At 67.9% G+C, this 13,907-nt stretch carries 13 protein-coding genes and 2 pseudogenes; 10 read left to right on the forward strand and 5 right to left on the reverse strand.

What is annotated here, in order from left to right; all coding sequences use genetic code 11:
• The first annotated feature begins 313 nt into the window (after positions 1-313).
• The gene (locus AB0D57_RS30655; RefSeq protein WP_362080298.1) at positions 314-1,582 is read left to right on the forward strand and encodes an MFS transporter; all 1,269 of its coding nucleotides are present in this window, start codon (positions 314-316) and stop codon (positions 1,580-1,582) included.
• 227 nt (positions 1,583-1,809) lie between these two features.
• Here the strand turns inward: AB0D57_RS30655 and AB0D57_RS30660 are convergent.
• Positions 1,810-2,013 (reverse strand): annotated as a pseudogene (locus tag AB0D57_RS30660) (transposase); the annotation flags it as partial.
• A 42-nt stretch (positions 2,014-2,055) separates the two neighbouring features.
• Positions 2,056-3,003: a helix-turn-helix domain-containing protein gene (locus AB0D57_RS30665; protein ID WP_362080142.1), complete on the reverse strand. Its 948-nt coding sequence runs from the start codon at positions 3,001-3,003 to the stop codon at positions 2,056-2,058.
• A 290-nt stretch (positions 3,004-3,293) separates the two neighbouring features.
• Here AB0D57_RS30665 and AB0D57_RS30670 point away from each other — a divergent pair, with 290 nt between their 5' ends.
• The 5 genes from AB0D57_RS30670 (at position 3,294) to AB0D57_RS30690 (ending at position 8,709) form a co-directional block, all read left to right on the forward strand.
• On the forward strand, positions 3,294-4,094 hold the full coding sequence (locus AB0D57_RS30670) for an alpha/beta hydrolase (RefSeq protein ID WP_362080145.1): 801 nt from the start codon (positions 3,294-3,296) through the stop codon (positions 4,092-4,094).
• A gap of 163 nt (positions 4,095-4,257) precedes the next feature.
• Positions 4,258-5,301 carry a nuclear transport factor 2 family protein gene (locus AB0D57_RS30675; protein ID WP_362080148.1) on the forward strand — a complete coding sequence of 348 codons (1,044 nt, stop codon included), beginning with the start codon at positions 4,258-4,260 and terminating at the stop codon, positions 5,299-5,301.
• 178 nt (positions 5,302-5,479) lie between these two features.
• Positions 5,480-6,235: an MBL fold metallo-hydrolase gene (locus AB0D57_RS30680; protein WP_362080151.1), complete on the forward strand. Its 756-nt coding sequence runs from the start codon at positions 5,480-5,482 to the stop codon at positions 6,233-6,235.
• 508 nt (positions 6,236-6,743) lie between these two features.
• Complete coding sequence (locus AB0D57_RS30685) at positions 6,744-7,394, forward strand: DsbA family protein (protein WP_362080154.1); 651 nt, start codon at positions 6,744-6,746, stop codon at positions 7,392-7,394.
• A gap of 109 nt (positions 7,395-7,503) precedes the next feature.
• On the forward strand, positions 7,504-8,709 hold the full coding sequence (locus AB0D57_RS30690) for a cation:proton antiporter (RefSeq protein WP_362080157.1): 1,206 nt from the start codon (positions 7,504-7,506) through the stop codon (positions 8,707-8,709).
• Between the two features lie 326 nt (positions 8,710-9,035).
• On the opposite strand, the pseudogene AB0D57_RS30695 reads toward AB0D57_RS30690, so the two are convergent.
• Positions 9,036-9,762 (reverse strand): annotated as a pseudogene (locus tag AB0D57_RS30695) (IS5 family transposase).
• A 164-nt stretch (positions 9,763-9,926) separates the two neighbouring features.
• On the opposite strand from AB0D57_RS30695, the gene AB0D57_RS30700 reads away from it, so the two are divergent.
• Positions 9,927-10,538 carry an IS3 family transposase gene (locus tag AB0D57_RS30700; RefSeq protein ID WP_362080160.1) on the forward strand — a complete coding sequence of 204 codons (612 nt, stop codon included), beginning with the start codon at positions 9,927-9,929 and terminating at the stop codon, positions 10,536-10,538.
• A 53-nt stretch (positions 10,539-10,591) separates the two neighbouring features.
• Here the strand turns inward: AB0D57_RS30700 and AB0D57_RS30705 are convergent, their stop codons facing one another.
• Together AB0D57_RS30705 and AB0D57_RS30710 are read right to left on the reverse strand one after the other, a co-directional pair.
• Positions 10,592-10,975 (reverse strand): IS3 family transposase, encoded by a 384-nt coding sequence (locus tag AB0D57_RS30705; protein ID WP_362080163.1) that lies wholly within the window; start codon positions 10,973-10,975, stop codon positions 10,592-10,594.
• An 81-nt stretch (positions 10,976-11,056) separates the two neighbouring features.
• A complete protein-coding gene (locus AB0D57_RS30710) occupies positions 11,057-12,022 on the reverse strand; it encodes a helix-turn-helix domain-containing protein (RefSeq protein WP_362080166.1) in 966 nt (321 codons plus the stop codon).
• 81 nt (positions 12,023-12,103) lie between these two features.
• Between AB0D57_RS30710 and AB0D57_RS30715 the strand changes: the two genes are divergently transcribed.
• The 3 genes from AB0D57_RS30715 (at position 12,104) to AB0D57_RS30725 (ending at position 13,713) form a co-directional block, all read left to right on the forward strand.
• The gene (locus tag AB0D57_RS30715) at positions 12,104-12,451 is read left to right on the forward strand and encodes a DUF6616 family protein (RefSeq protein WP_362080169.1); all 348 of its coding nucleotides are present in this window, start codon (positions 12,104-12,106) and stop codon (positions 12,449-12,451) included.
• Positions 12,448-13,119 carry an HD domain-containing protein gene (locus tag AB0D57_RS30720; protein WP_362080172.1) on the forward strand — a complete coding sequence of 224 codons (672 nt, stop codon included), beginning with the start codon at positions 12,448-12,450 and terminating at the stop codon, positions 13,117-13,119. Before AB0D57_RS30715 ends, AB0D57_RS30720 begins: the two co-directional genes overlap by 4 nt.
• A 390-nt stretch (positions 13,120-13,509) precedes the next feature.
• On the forward strand, positions 13,510-13,713 hold the full coding sequence (locus tag AB0D57_RS30725; RefSeq protein WP_362080175.1) for a hypothetical protein: 204 nt from the start codon (positions 13,510-13,512) through the stop codon (positions 13,711-13,713).
• The last annotated feature ends 194 nt before the right edge of the window (positions 13,714-13,907 follow it).

A 13,907-nucleotide genomic window follows, 5' to 3' on the forward strand; every position in this document is an offset into this window, starting at 1 on the left:
CGCAGCGCATGCGAAGGCCCCTATACCGACCAGTCGGACAAACCGGGGCAAGGCGCCGAATCAGCGAGACCGATCAGACCGCTGACGAATCGAGGTTCACGCCCACGCTGGCTCCAAGATGTACGCAACCGTTTCCAGAAGATGCACGCTACTGCTCCCAGCATTTGACACCTCCACCGAGGATGGCCGCGGCGCTGGCAACGGTTCCCGGATGGCCGGCCCGATATCCTGCGCGAAGTATGGACTGGAGGTTCCGGTCGGCGGCGGAGACCCAACACTAATGATCACCGGAGCCACCAGGGGAGCCCGCAGCATGACCGGCACCACGGAGGCCCTTGGCGGGTCGGCTGCAGTCGACGATGCAGTACGAAGTGTCACGCGCCCGTTCTACGTATACGCCGTGCTCGCCAACACGCTGTTCCAGCGCGGCGTATTCGTCCTCTTCCTTTATCAGCGCGGCTTCTCCGTCGGGCAAGTGGCCCTACTGCAGACACTGCTCTACCTGGTCAGTGGACTTGCGGAGTTGCCGACGGGAGTCATCGCCGACCGAATCGGCAGGCGTGCCAGCATCGTGATCGGCCAGGTGCTGATAGCTGGATGTCTGCTCGGTCAGGTGGCGTTCTCCAACTACTGGGTGTTCCTGGCGCTGTTCATCGGGCAGGGCGTGGGCATGGCATGTGTGTCCGGTTCGGACACCGCCCTGCTGTACGACCTGCTCGTGCGTCGTGGTGCAACGGCCAGCTACGTCAAGATCAAGTCCCGGTTCACCATGCTCGGGACGGTCACCTCGGGAGCCGCCATCGTCTTCGGCGGCCAACTGCAGCAGATTTCCTGGGGAGTCGTCTACGTCGGTTCGGCGGCGTGCCTCGTCCTGGCCGTGGTGGTGCTGATGTCAGGGGTGCCCGAGATCCGCGGCGCGGACGCGGTGGACGAGCAGGACGGAGCCGAGGAGCACGGCGACGCCACAGCATGGCGGGCGATGCTTCGGGTCGCCACGCCGGCGCTCGTGACGCTTGTCGTGGTGTCCGGATTGATGCATGCGACTTTGACGCCGTACATCATTTTTACGCAGAAGACCCTCTCCGATCAGGGAGCGGGCACCGCATTGGTCAGCGTGGTCATAGCGGCGGGATTCTTCGCCGGCGGGCTCACTCCATTGCTGTCGGACCGCTCGGACCGGCGCATCGGGTATCGGGTCATCGTCCCGGTGTCTCTCCTGACGCTCGCCGTGGCGCTCGGCCTGAGCGGCCTCGGCCTTGTCTGGGTCACCATCGCCGCGTTCCTGGTCCTGGCCGGGATTCCCGAGATCACCGCCGTGATCGTGGACAACGTGTTCAACGAGGCAGTGCCGTCGCGCCACCGGGCGAGCCTGCTGTCGATGATCGCATTCGTGGAGTCGGCGCTCATCGGCATCGGCTATCTCGTCCTCGGCGCGCTCATGGACGGGTTGGGCTCCAGTGTGGGCATGGCCACCTACGCCGCGGTCCCCCTGCTGGCATGTCTCCTGTGGCTCCCGGTGCTCTTCCGAGGGGCACGAGTGACCACCGAGATCGAGAAGCCCGCCGACCAAAAGGCATCCTGAAACAGACCATCTCGCGCAACGTCCTGCCCGATGGCAGGGGCGCTGCTCGTTGACATGTCGCTCCCAGTCAGCGACGGAGCTGTCATCGCGACGATCAGCGCCAAACGGGATGGGAAGAATCGCGCCACTGAGAAAACCTCAGTGATCTCTGGCGGATTTGCCAGAGCTGGCGGTGGACCGCGGAGGCGTTGCCGTGCCAGTACGCCAGCAACACCCGGATCTCCGTGCCACAGCCGGTGCCGTTCGTAAACCGTCCTCCAAGGCCCGAACCGTTGGGGCAGGTCACGCCACTGCACTCCGGTCCGCACCCGGTGCGGAATCCCGTCGATCACCTGCCGGTGGTCCCACCACCGGCCACAACGCCTGTTGCTGACCGGCAGGAACGGCCGCAGCCGTTCCTGCTCAGCATCACTCAGATCACCCCGCCCCACCTCGACTACTACCTCCCTGCGACGCCCGCCCGACCCGCGCCGTCAGGCGGCCTGGTGGTGGAATGTGCGGCGATAGGCCGTGGGCGTGATGCCGATGGCGTCACGGAATCGGGCGCGCATGTTGGCGCCGCTGCCGAGGCCGCACCGGGTGGCGATCTGTTCCACCTGAAGGTCGGTGGTCTCCAGGAGTTCTCGGGCACGGTTGATGCGGGCGGTCAGGAGCCATTGGTGGGGGCTGACACCGGTTTCCTGGCGCCAAAGGCGGGTCAGGGTGCGTGGGGAGACGCCGGCATGGTCGGCGAGTTTGGGGATCCTGAGGTCTTCTTCGAGGCTGTGCAGGGCCCACTCGCGAGTGTCGCCGAGGGTGGTGGCCTGAGGGGTGGGGAGGCTCCTCGTGATGTATTGGGCCTGTCCGCCATCACGGTGTGGGGCGGCGACGATGTCCCTGGCGATGTCGTTCGCGACGGCCGCGCCGAGGTCTTTGCGGACCAGGTGCAGACACAGATCGATGCCGGCCGTGAACCCCGCGGAGGTCAGGATGGTGTCGTTGTCGATGTAGAGGACGTTGCGGTCGACGCGCAGCCGGGGGTAGAGCTCTTCGAGGTCGTCCGCGCTGGCCCAGTGGGTGGTGACGGTGCGGTCCTCGAGCAGTCCGGCCGAGGCGACGGCGAAGGCGCCGGTGCAGATGGAAGCGATGCGAATTCCGGCGCGGCCGGCGAGCTTGAGCGCGGCCCTCACCCGTGGGCGCGGAGGGCGCCGGAAGTCCTCGAAGCCCGGGACGATGATCGTGTCCGCGTCGGCGAGCGCCTCGAGTCCCGCGGTCAGCCCGAGGGTGAAACCGGCGCTCGTGGTCACGCCCTCCTCGGTGTCCCCGCACACGGTCAGCTCATACGGGGTGTTTGAACGGGCGTTGAAGATCTGCGTGGGGATCCCCAGATCCATGGGCAGCACGCCGTCCACCGCCAGGACCATGACCCGATGCGTGTTCATGGCCGCAATATTACGTCCGACACCCATGTCGCAAGGAGGGCCAGAGAGTCGCCGTGTCCTGACCCAGAACTGTTCTCGAGATAAATCCCCAGGTCAAGCCGCTGATCGGGTGACCGGAAAGCAAGGGCCCACCCGCACCGTTCTAGCCCAAAAAATACGCATGCTGGCAGATGAGCCGTGGCCCGGAAGGGAGGTTCCGGAGCAGGATCGAAGAGCGAGCAAGGGGCAGCCGACTCCACACACCGGTGGAGCGGTCCGAGAGCCCCGGCCGTGGACGAGGAGAACTGATCATGACCGCGGAGAATGTGGTGGGCCGCTTCTTCGACGTGCAGGGCGGCCAGCTGTACGCCCACGTCCGCGAGGGTGACGGCCCGGCACTGATCTTCCTGCACTACTGGGGAGGCTCACGGCGCACCTGGATCCCGGTACTGCAGCGTCTGGACGCTGGCCAGAGCTTCGTGGCCTACGACCACCGCGGATGGGGCGACTCCGCGAGCGTGCCGGGACCTTACGACCTCGAGCAGCTCGCGGACGACGCGCAGCGCGTCATCGACGCCCTCGGGCACTCCGGCTACGTGCTCGTCGGGCATTCCATGGGCGGCAAGGTGGCCCAGATGCTGGCCGCACGCAAGCCCGCTGGTCTGAGGGGCGTCGTCCTCGTGGCGCCCGCGCCGCCCGCGCCGGTCGGGGTGACCGATCAGATGCAGGAGACGGTTTCCCACGCCTACGACAGCGAGGAGGCGGTTCTGCAGAGCATCGACCTGATGCTGACCCGCGGCGGGCTGACTGACGAGCTGCGCCGGCAGGTGGTCGAGGACAGTCTGCGCGGCGGTGACGAGGCCCGTCTCACGTGGCCGCGCCAGGGCCTGGTCCAGGACATGTCGGCCGGCGTGGGGGCCATCGAGGTGCCGGTGCTGGTTCTCGCGGGCAGCCACGACAAGGTCGACCCGCCGACCGTGCTCGCCGACCACCTGCTGCCGCTGATCCCGACCGCCACGCTGACCGTCCTGAAGGACACCGGCCATCTCTCGCCCCTCGAGGTGCCCGACCAGGTGGCCGCACGCATCAGCGCGTTCGTCGCCCAGCTGTAACCGCCTCACCACACTCCACTCCAGCCGCACATCCCCTCGTGGGGCGACCGGCCCTCGCTCCACGTGCCGTGCGACGCACCCCCATACCCGGCTCGCGTGAGCGCGCCGCCCGGCCACCGTGCCGGTCTGCCCCGGAACGGGGCCCCGACGAAAGAGACACATCATGACCGACGCACAACTGTCCGTCTTCGAGCAGCTCGACCTCCCCGACACGAGCCTCGCCCAGGACGCCTACGCCTATGCGGCACAGGCCACGGCCGCCTCCGTCCACCATCACAGCGTCCGCAGCTACGTCTTCGCCCGCGCCCATGCCCAGAACCAGGGCCTGCGCGCCGGTGCCGACTACGACGACGAGCTGCTGTTCGTCATCTGCGTCCTGCACGACATGGGACTGAGCGAGGAGGGCAACGGCGACCAGCGCTTCGAGGTCGACGGTGCTGACGTCGCAGCGGCATTCCTCCGTGCGCGCGGTGTCGAGGAACGGCGCATCGCCATCGCCTGGGACGCCATCGCCCTGCACACCTCGCCCGGCATCGCCTCGCGCAAGGGCACGGAGGTGGCGCTGGCGCACGCGGGCATCGCCACCGACATCCTCGGAATCCAGCGTGAGAGCCTTCCGCCCGGCCTCGCCGACGAAGCGCACGCCCTGCTCCCGCGTCACGACGTGGGCTACGGGCTCAGCGACGCCATCATCGCCCAGGCCGCGGCCAAGCCCCACAAGGCGTTCCCGACGACCTTCCCGGGCGAACTGCTGTCCCGTCATCTGCCCCACGGCGCCCGTCCCAGCTGGCACGACCTGATCGCCGCGTCAGGCTGGGGCGACAAGCCGGTCGGCGTGACCGCCCGGCGTCGCGCCAAGACGCCCGAGCAGGTGGGGGCCTTGTTCATGGAGTACCTGGAGGCCGGTGACATCGAGGGACTGGTGTCGCTCTACGAGCCGAACGCCCACTTCGTCCCCACTCCCGGAAACCACCTGGTGGGCACGGACGCCATCCGCGGGGCAATGCGGCACCTGGTCGACAGCGGCGCCCGCCTCAAGCTCGAAGTGCGCGACATCCGTCATGTCGGCGACGTCGCCCTAGTGTCGAACAACGCCACCCTCACCGGGGTCGCACCGGAGCCGGTGATCTCCACCACCACCGAGATCCTCCGACGCCAGCCGGACGGCGGCTGGGCCCACGTCGTGGACGACCCGTTCTTCAGCTGACCCACTTCGGGCGGCCTGGGTACCAACGCACAGGCCGCCCGCCCGCCCCAGTGCCCAGAGGACACCTGAGCAATGCTCAGGCTGTCGTGAGTGCGATGTCAGCTGCGGACCAGCCATGTCCCCCGCCTCATCACCCGACGACCAGCCACCCCATCCCACGCCTGCCGAGGAACCCTCAATGTCCAATACCAAGGTCGTCCCCATTCCCGTGCTCGGCAAGCACGCCGTCAACGCCTACCTGCTGCTGGGCAGGCAACCGATCATCGTCGACGCGGGAACACCCGGCAGCGCCAAACTGATCTACGACCAGGTCGCCGCCCACCGCGTGGACCCCAAGGACGTCCGGCTGATCGTCGTCACCCATGGACACATCGACCACTTCGGCTCCGCCGCGGAACTCAGCCGACTCACCGGCGCACCGATCGCCGGCCACATCGCCGACCTCGGTATCTACCAAGCGGGCCGGGTCAGTGAGCCGTACCTGCCCACCGGGCTGCTGGGGCGGCTCTTCGCCCGCACCTCGATGGTGCGCGAAACCACCGAGCCGTTCGAACCGGACGTGCTCATCCGTGGCGAGACCCACCTGTCGGACTTCGGCGTCGAGGCCCGCATCATGCCCACTCCCGGCCACACCGCCGGCTCCGTCTCCGTCCTCACCGACGACGGCGACCTGGTGGCCGGAGACCTCGTGGCGACCCCGTTGATGGGCATCGTCAAGGGGCGGCCCGCCAACCCGCCCTTCCACGACGACCGGCTCGCCAACCTGGCGAGCCTGCGCCAGATGCTGGCTCTCGGCCCCACCAAGCTCCACGTCGGCCACGGCACGCCCCTCGACCCCGAGCGGGTGGGCCGCTGGGCGACCGAGGAGCAGCGACGGCTCGACCGCCTCATGGCCCGGGGACGCCTGCGCACCAAGGAAAAGGACGCGGCCTGACCACGGGTTTTCGGACCGGACCTTCGGGTCGTGGCAGGACCTGACGGTGGCTTTGGTTCAGCCGGCGGCGCCGGACGCAGCTGCCTGCGCCGATGATCGTGACGGGGCGTGAACGATGGCGCCTCGGGGCCAGGGCTGCCCGGTGGGCTCCGGCCGTCTCCGGAAGGCCCAGACCCCGCCGCCGAGCCGTCACCATCGGACAGACCGCCCCAATAGGTGACCGGCACCCCTTCGCAGTCACTTGGGCCACCTCGACTCGCCCTGCATCAGCCGTTCCTGATCAGTACGGCGGGCGACCAATCCGTCTTGAGAAGGTAGCGAGCCCCGGGGGCGGGACGGCGGCCTTCTGGCGGGACTCACAGCGAAGAGGCTCACAAGACTGTCCGTTTTTCACCATGGTGCGTCGTCTGCGTATCCAAGGCGGCCCACGTTCTGACCATAGCTTTGAGTGTGTCAGCCCGACCTAACCGGTGATCCGGGTGACGGAATAAGAAAAGGACGCTACGTGATGAGCTCCGTGGAGCGCAGTCGACTGACCTACGCCTTCGACGCCTACTGCGGCTGGTGCTACGGCTTCGGCCCGGCCCTGCACGAGTTCGCCGCCGCCAACGCCGACCGGATCGAGCTGCGGGTGCTGTCCGGCGGTCTGTTCACCGGCCCCCGCGCACTGCCGGTGGCGGCCTACCCGCACATCCCGGGCGCCAACGAGCGCATCGCCCAGCTGACCGGCGTCACCTTCGGCGACGGCTACCGTGCCGCGCTGGCGGACGGCACGGTCGTGATGGACTCCGCCGATGCCGCCACGGGCCTGGTCGCGCTGCGCAGCCAACCGGGCGCGAACGCGCTGGATGCCGCAGCCGCGATGCAGCGTGCCTGGTACGTCGACGGCCGCAGCCTCTCCGACACCCAGGTCTACCGGGACCTCGCGGCCGAGCTGGGCCTGGACGCCGACGCCGTGGCAGCCGCGTATGCCTCGCCCGCCGCCCGCACCGAGGCGGAGGCCGACTTCCTCCAGGTGCGCCGTCTGGGCGTCGACAGCTACCCGACGCTGCTGCTGCACACCGCACACGGCACCGACCGGCTGGGCAGCCCGGTCTCCTCGGCCGACGCGCTCACCCGCGCCCTGGACCAGCACCTGGCCGCCGCCCTGGCCACCTGAACCAAGTGCGGGTCGACAAGACATCCGCCGTAACCCGGCCGATCTGGAAGGCGCGGGATGAAAACGGCGCTCCCTTTGCACACTCCCCACACCGGTCACAGGAGCCACCATGGTGTACAACAATCTAGTCATCGTGCTCGCGGTGGCTGCCAGCGTCCCGTTCCTCCTCGCCTTGGTGCCCCGGGTTCCGCTCCCGGGACCCGTCCTGGAAATCGTGGCTGGCATCGTGCTGGGTCCCGCGGTGCTGAACCTGGTGCAGCCGGACGCCACGGTTCAGGCGTTGTCGGTCATCGGACTGAGCTTCCTGCTGTTCCTTGCCGGACTGGAGATCGACTTCGAGCAGTTGCGCGGGCCACTCGCAAATCTCGTCGCCATCGGACTGGTGGCTTCGATCGCGCTGGCCGGGATCGTCGGCTGGGGGCTAAACATAGCCGGGCTGGTCGAGAGCCCCCTGCTCATCGGCATCGCGCTGGTGGCCACGTCCTTGGGGCTGCTGGTCCCGATCCTGAAGGACGCCGACGCGGTCGCGCGCCCGGTCGGCCAACTGTCCATCGGCGGCGCATCCGCTGGGGAGATCAGCGCGGTGGTGTTGCTGTCCCTCTTCTTCTCCGAGCATTCATCCAGCCCTGCCTCCAGAATCCTTCTTCTGATCGGCCTCGCCTGTCTGGCGGCGCTCATCGTGGTGACGTCGATACGCGCGAAGCGCTCCATGTGGTTGTCCAAGACACTGGTGAATCTGGCGGACACCAGCGCCCAAATCCGCGTCCGCCTCACGATGGTCCTGATAGTCGGCCTGGCCGCGGTCGCGATGCATCTTGGATTCGAGGCCGTTCTGGGCGCCTTCATCGCCGGGGCCGTAGTGCGGCTGGTCACGCCCGACGCCGACCAAAAGCATCCGCAGTTTCACGTGAAGCTCCAGGGAATCGGTTACGGATTCCTCGTTCCGGTCTTCTTTGTCACCAGCGGTATCCAGTTCGACCTCGGGGCTCTGTTCGCGGACACGGGTTCGCTCCTGCGCGTCCCGATGTTCCTCGCAGCACTCCTCCTCGTACGCGGCCTGCCAGCACTGGTCTACCGCAGGGCTGGCCTCTCGCACGCGGAGGTGATGGCCAGCGGCCTCCTGCAGGCCACTTCCCTGCCCGTGATCGTGGTGGCGGCGACGATCGGATTGAAACTGGACGCAATCCAGCCGGCCAACGCGGCGGCGTTGGTAGCGGCGGGGCTCTTGTCCGTGATTGTGTTTCCCCTGATTGCATTGCCCTTGCTGAACCGTTCGCCGAGACCTGCCAAGAGCGGAACCCCAGTAGAAGCCTGATTGCTGCATGTCACGGGAGATGCAGTTTGAAGCGACTACTGCCACGTTCGAAGATCACGGGCCAGGCTGACGAACTGCTCGCCCTCGCCCCTGGTGGTCGGGTGCTGGACCTCGGCTGCAGCAAGGCCGGCAACGCCGTTCACTTCGCCGCGCCGGGTGTGTCCGTTCGGCGTTGGCATCTCCCCCGCGTAGCTGCGTGCCGCACGCGAGCGCTGGGACGGCTTCCCGGCCTGGAGCTCCACGCGCGGCCGAGGCCGTCGTCTTCCTGCGCGACACCACAGACATGTGCGACATCGTGTACGCGGTGTTTGGGCCTTTCCTTCGGATCACGTCGCTGACCAGATGAAGATGGCGGCGAGGCGGGCTCCGGCGAGGTAGATGGTGGCTGTCTTGTCGTAACGAGTGGCCAGTCCGCGCCACTGCTTGAGCTTGTTGATGCACCGCTCGACGGTGTTCCGCAGTTTGTAGGCCTGGCAGTCGAAGGCCGGCGGGCGGCCGTCGCGCCGGCCGAGCCGCTTGCGGTTGGCGGCCTGGTCGGCTGGCTGCGGGATTACCGCCCGGATCCCGCGCCGTCGCAGATGACGGCGGATCGCCCGGGCCGAATATGCCTTGTCGGCCAGGACCACATCTGGCGTGACCCTCGGGCGGCCGATCCGCCGGGGCACCCGTAACCGGGCCATGACCTGCTCGAATGCGGGTGCGTCACCGGTCTGGCCAGGCGTGAGAACGAACGCCACCGGCCTGCAGCGGCTGTCGGCGGCGAGGTGGATCTTGGTGGTCAGTCCGCCACCGGATCGTCCGAGGGCGTGGTCGGCCGGGGCCCCTTTTGACGGGCCCCGGCGGCGTGCTGGTGGGCGCGGACGATGTGGAGTCGACGGCGACGACCCAGTCGAGGTCGCCTTCGGCGTCGGCCTGGGCGAGCAGGGCGGTGAAGACCTTCTCCCAGGTGCCGTCGATCACCTGCTGGTGATCGCGCCACCGACCTCCCCGCTTCGGCGTCCGGTCCGGCAGCAGCGGCTCGATGCGTGCCCACTGGGCGTCAGTCAACGACACACATCAACCAGCGATCCGATGATCTGAAGGAAAACGGCCTAACCTCGCGCTTTCACGAGGTGGGCTGTCCGGCTGGTGATCGCGAGGGCAGAAAGTGTCTCTGACCAGCGAGAATGAGGATTGCTGAGGTCCTTGTTCCCGCCACCGTCGGGGGCACTTTCCAGGTGACTGCGCTCCTCGACGAGCACCCGCACCTGGGGGTCGAGCCCGTACTCCGGGAACTGCACATCCTCTCCTCCACCTACTACCGCTGGCGCCGGTCCGAGGCGGAACCCTGTGAGCGGCGCCGCCAGGACATCGAGCTGACCGGACAGATCCGGCAGACTCACCAGGACTCCGGCGGGATCTACGGACAGCCCAGGGTCCATGCCGTCCTGAAGCGCGAGGGCGTCCGCGTCGGCCGCAAGCGGGTCGAGCGGCTCGTGCGTGAGGCCGGCCTTGCCGGGATCAGCCCCCGCAGGAGTAAGGGCTTCACCCGCCGCGACCCAGACGCTGACCTCGCCCCTGACCTGGTGCAACGCGACTTCAGAGCACCCGCACCGAACCGGCTGTGGGTCACCGACCTGACCATGATCCCCACCCTGGAGGGGCCGCTTTGGCCGTCCCCGATCCGGGATGCCTTCTCCCGCAGAGTCGCGGCCTGGGAGACGTCCGCCCACGCGGACGCCGACCTGGTCCTCACTTCGCTCGAGTACGCGCTGGCCAGCCGCGAGGTCGCCCCCGGCGAACTCGTCCACCATGCCGACCACGGCACGCGATATACGCGTACAGGCTGACCCGCAGGTCTTCCGGGGCAAGCCCGGCAACCACGTCAACCCACCCTGACCAGCTAGTCAGCCCCTCCCACACAGCGAGGGAAGCTCACCTCCGGCGTTTGATCAGACGGATACGGACGCGCGCCGCTTCTGGATGCGGCGGGGTTGTGGAAGCCGTCGATGTACTCGAAGAGCACGAGGTTCGCCTCGGCCCTGGTCGCGAAGACGCGGCCGCGGATGCACTCGGTCTTGACCAGCGTCCACAGGTTCTCCGCCAAGGCATGGTCGAAGGAGTCGCCGACCGAGCCCATGGACGCCTGGGGCCCCCTCTGACCAGGCGTGTTGTGAGCTTGATGGATCCGCCGCCAGACGGCGAGGAGGACGGAAACCCCCATTCCGCCGCTCATGTCCATGCCCGCCCATGCCTGCTTCAACTCGGCGTAGACGCGCGGTGACATCGGGCGCCGCCAATGTACCCCCCTGGGGTACGGCTGAGTCCCACTCCGGACCTACGTCGACTCCCTGTTCTGAGACAGGTGTCAGCCGGCGAAGGTGCGCCGGTACCTCGACGGGCTGGTCCGGGTCAGCGCGGTGAAGTGGATGCGCAGCGACTCCGCGGAGCCGAAGCCGCAGCGGTGTGCGATGTCGTCGACGCCGAGGCGTGTGGTCTCGAGGAGGTTGCGGGCGCGGGCCACGCGTTGGACGGCCACCCAGTTCATGACACTGGTTCCGGTCGCGGCCCGGAACCTGCGGCGCAGGGTCCGGGTGCTCATGTGGCTGTGACGGCTGACCGACTCCAGGGTGAGCGGCTCGTCGAGGTGTTCCAGGATCCAGGTGATCACCTCGGTGATCACCTGGTCGCCGCGAGGCGGAAGGGGGTCGATGTACTGGGCCTGCCCTCCTTCGCGGTGGGGCGGGCTGACCAGGTACCGGGCCATGGTGTTCGCGGCGGCCTGGCCGTGGTCGAGCCGCAACAGGTGGAGGCACAGGTCGGTTCCGGCGAGGACTCCCGCGGAGGTGAAGACGCCGGTGTCCTCGACGTAGAGCTCCGCCTCTCGGACCGTGACCGACGGGTGGCGGTCTCTCAGCAGCCCGGCCCAGCGCCAGTGGGTGGTGGCCATGCGGCCGTCCAGGATCCCGGCCGCCGCCAGGGCGAAGGCGCCCGTGCAGATGGACACCATCCGGCTGCCCCGACTGTGGGCGTCCCGCAGTCGTCCGACCAGTTCGGCGTCCGGCGGCCCGGTGGGGTCCTGCACTCCGGCGACGATCACGGTGTCCGCGGCGTCCAGCCGGTCGAGCGGCTCGACCTCACGGGGCACCGCCGGATCCTCCGCGGGAACCGCACTCACCAAGGTCAGCTCGTAGGGGACGCCGCCGGGCCAGAGGGCGGTCGTGTAGGTCGGCCAGTAGCCGAACACCTGTTGAGGAACGGCGACGTCCAGCGGGACGAAGCCCGGCTGCACCACCAACGCCACCTTGGCCAGATCTTTGGTGTAATTGTCCATCTGGCCATCGTAACGGTGACCTCGACCTTTCTAGGCTGGGTGCATCACGTCAATGACCGATGAGCAAGGAGAGGTCGCAACATGTACATGGTGATCGAGACGTGGACCCCGAAACCCGCGTTCTTCGCCGCCGACAAGGAGACGCGGAACAATCTGTTCGCAGGTATTCAGGAAGCCATCAAGCAGCTCGCGGAGATCGGCGTCGTGACGCTCGGCTGGGGCAGGGCGGAACCGGCATCGCACTCCACTTCCTATGAGTGGTTCGCGGCCTGGCAGGCCCCTTCGAAGGAACTGGCCGACGCGTTTCTCGACGGCGTCGAGAAATCTGGCTGGTACACCTACTTTGAGCAGTCCAATGTCGTAGGTGAACTGCGGTCCGTCGAGGCCGTCGCCGCTGAGCACGTAGCCCTGGAGGTCGAAGCAAAGTGAAGTCGCTCAACCCGCTCGAGAATCTGCCGGACGCCATCGGAGGGTGGCCGCGTACGGCTGCCACGGAGGCCGCCATCGAGCTCGCCGCCGAGCACGCCCCGGACTGGCTGCTCAACCACTGCGTGCGCAGTTACTTCTACGCGCGTAGTATCGCCGCCACCAAGAACCTTGTCGCAGGGACGGACTACGACGACGAGACGCTCTTCATCGGCACGGTGCTGCACGACATCGGCCTGACCGACGAGGGGCAGGGTCCGAACCGGTTCGAGGTGGACGGTGCGTTCCGGGCCGCCCGCCTCGCCCGCGAGCACGGCCTCTCCGATACCGCGGTCGACCAGATCTGGGATGCGGTGGCGCTGCACACCTCCGCGGGGATCGCGGCCCACAAGCATCTGAACGTCGCCCTCGCGCATTTCGGTATCGGCGCCGACATGTTCGCATTCGGTGTCGAGGAAGTGGACCGGGCTGTGCTTGACGCGGCGCACGAGGCGTTCCCCTATCTGGATCTGCGGAGCAAGATCCACGCACAGGTGGTGCACCAGATCGACGAGCAGCCGTCGAAGTGGGCGCCGGTGTCGTTCGTCGACCTCGTGTATCGCCAGCACCGGCCGGACAATCCGTTCCCCGGACTGGTCGATCTCGTCGCCGGCCCCGTAATTCCCGACTGACGCGGCGGCAGCAGGCGGGTACGCGGAATTCGAGCCGACGCACCAAATGTTCGACTTCCGGTCGGAGTTGTACTCGTGGTGGATTTCGCGCTCGTGCCCGAATACCGCCGGGCCGCGGGGCCTGGGACGGCGGGCTGAACCATGGTCGGGGCGCCGCCAAGCGGGTGCACCGGGCGACCGCTTTGTTCAGGCGGTGGACGTCTCCGGTGGCCGCGGCCGGCTGTCGCGACCACGTGTCGTCGGGCCAGCGACCGTGTCGGAATTCCCGAGGGCGCCGTCTCTCGTCCATCACGCACGGGTTGCGGCCGCCTTGGTCACCGCTTCCAGGCGGTCCTGCGAAACCAGTGCAGCCGGTCGCGGACACCGGGCACGCGGACGTCGTCACGCAGCGTGCCCGGTGTCGCGACGGGTTACGGGCTGGACGCCTTCGGCCACGTCGGCACAGCCACCTCCAAGGTGCTGCTGACCGGGTTCCGCCCGGTCAGCAGCATCGAACGTCACGACACCGTTCCGTCCTTGGCCAAGGCCGCGTTCGACACCTGCACACGTGAAGCACCCGCATGCACGGCCAGGGCCTTCTCGGCGAAGAAGTGACGCAAGAGGCCGCTGCACCCGTTATTCGACCGCGCACTGGGCCAGACCGGCAGGGACTCTCGAAGGACCCCACCCACGCGATGGTTCTGCAAGGGCATCCTGTGACGAAGGCGTCTGATCGCCGGTGGCGCGGGACCTGGACCTAACGGGTCATCAGTCTGCTGGTGCACGACCCGCAGCTCGCCACACTCCCG

Origin of the sequence: Streptomyces sp. NPDC048275 (assembly GCF_040652275.1) — a bacterium.
In the GTDB taxonomy this organism is placed as follows: Bacteria; Actinomycetota; Actinomycetes; order Streptomycetales; family Streptomycetaceae; genus Streptomyces.

Excerpts from the sequence above, each read along its gene's own strand:
- AB0D57_RS30675 (WP_362080148.1), top strand. The coding sequence starts at position 4,258 with ATGACCGACGCACAACTGTCCGTCTTCGAGCAGCTCGACCTCCCCGAC.
- AB0D57_RS30665 (WP_362080142.1), bottom strand. The coding sequence starts at position 3,003 with ATGAACACGCATCGGGTCATGGTCCTGGCGGTGGACGGCGTGCTGCCC.
- AB0D57_RS30680 (WP_362080151.1), top strand. The coding sequence starts at position 5,480 with ATGTCCAATACCAAGGTCGTCCCCATTCCCGTGCTCGGCAAGCACGCC.
- AB0D57_RS30715 (WP_362080169.1), top strand. The coding sequence starts at position 12,104 with ATGTACATGGTGATCGAGACGTGGACCCCGAAACCCGCGTTCTTCGCC.
- AB0D57_RS30705 (WP_362080163.1), bottom strand. The coding sequence starts at position 10,975 with ATGTCACCGCGCGTCTACGCCGAGTTGAAGCAGGCATGGGCGGGCATG.
- AB0D57_RS30685 (WP_362080154.1), top strand. The coding sequence starts at position 6,744 with ATGAGCTCCGTGGAGCGCAGTCGACTGACCTACGCCTTCGACGCCTAC.
- AB0D57_RS30710 (WP_362080166.1), bottom strand. The coding sequence starts at position 12,022 with ATGGACAATTACACCAAAGATCTGGCCAAGGTGGCGTTGGTGGTGCAG.
- AB0D57_RS30690 (WP_362080157.1), top strand. The coding sequence starts at position 7,504 with ATGGTGTACAACAATCTAGTCATCGTGCTCGCGGTGGCTGCCAGCGTC.
- AB0D57_RS30670 (WP_362080145.1), top strand. The coding sequence starts at position 3,294 with ATGACCGCGGAGAATGTGGTGGGCCGCTTCTTCGACGTGCAGGGCGGC.
- AB0D57_RS30655 (WP_362080298.1), top strand. The coding sequence starts at position 314 with ATGACCGGCACCACGGAGGCCCTTGGCGGGTCGGCTGCAGTCGACGAT.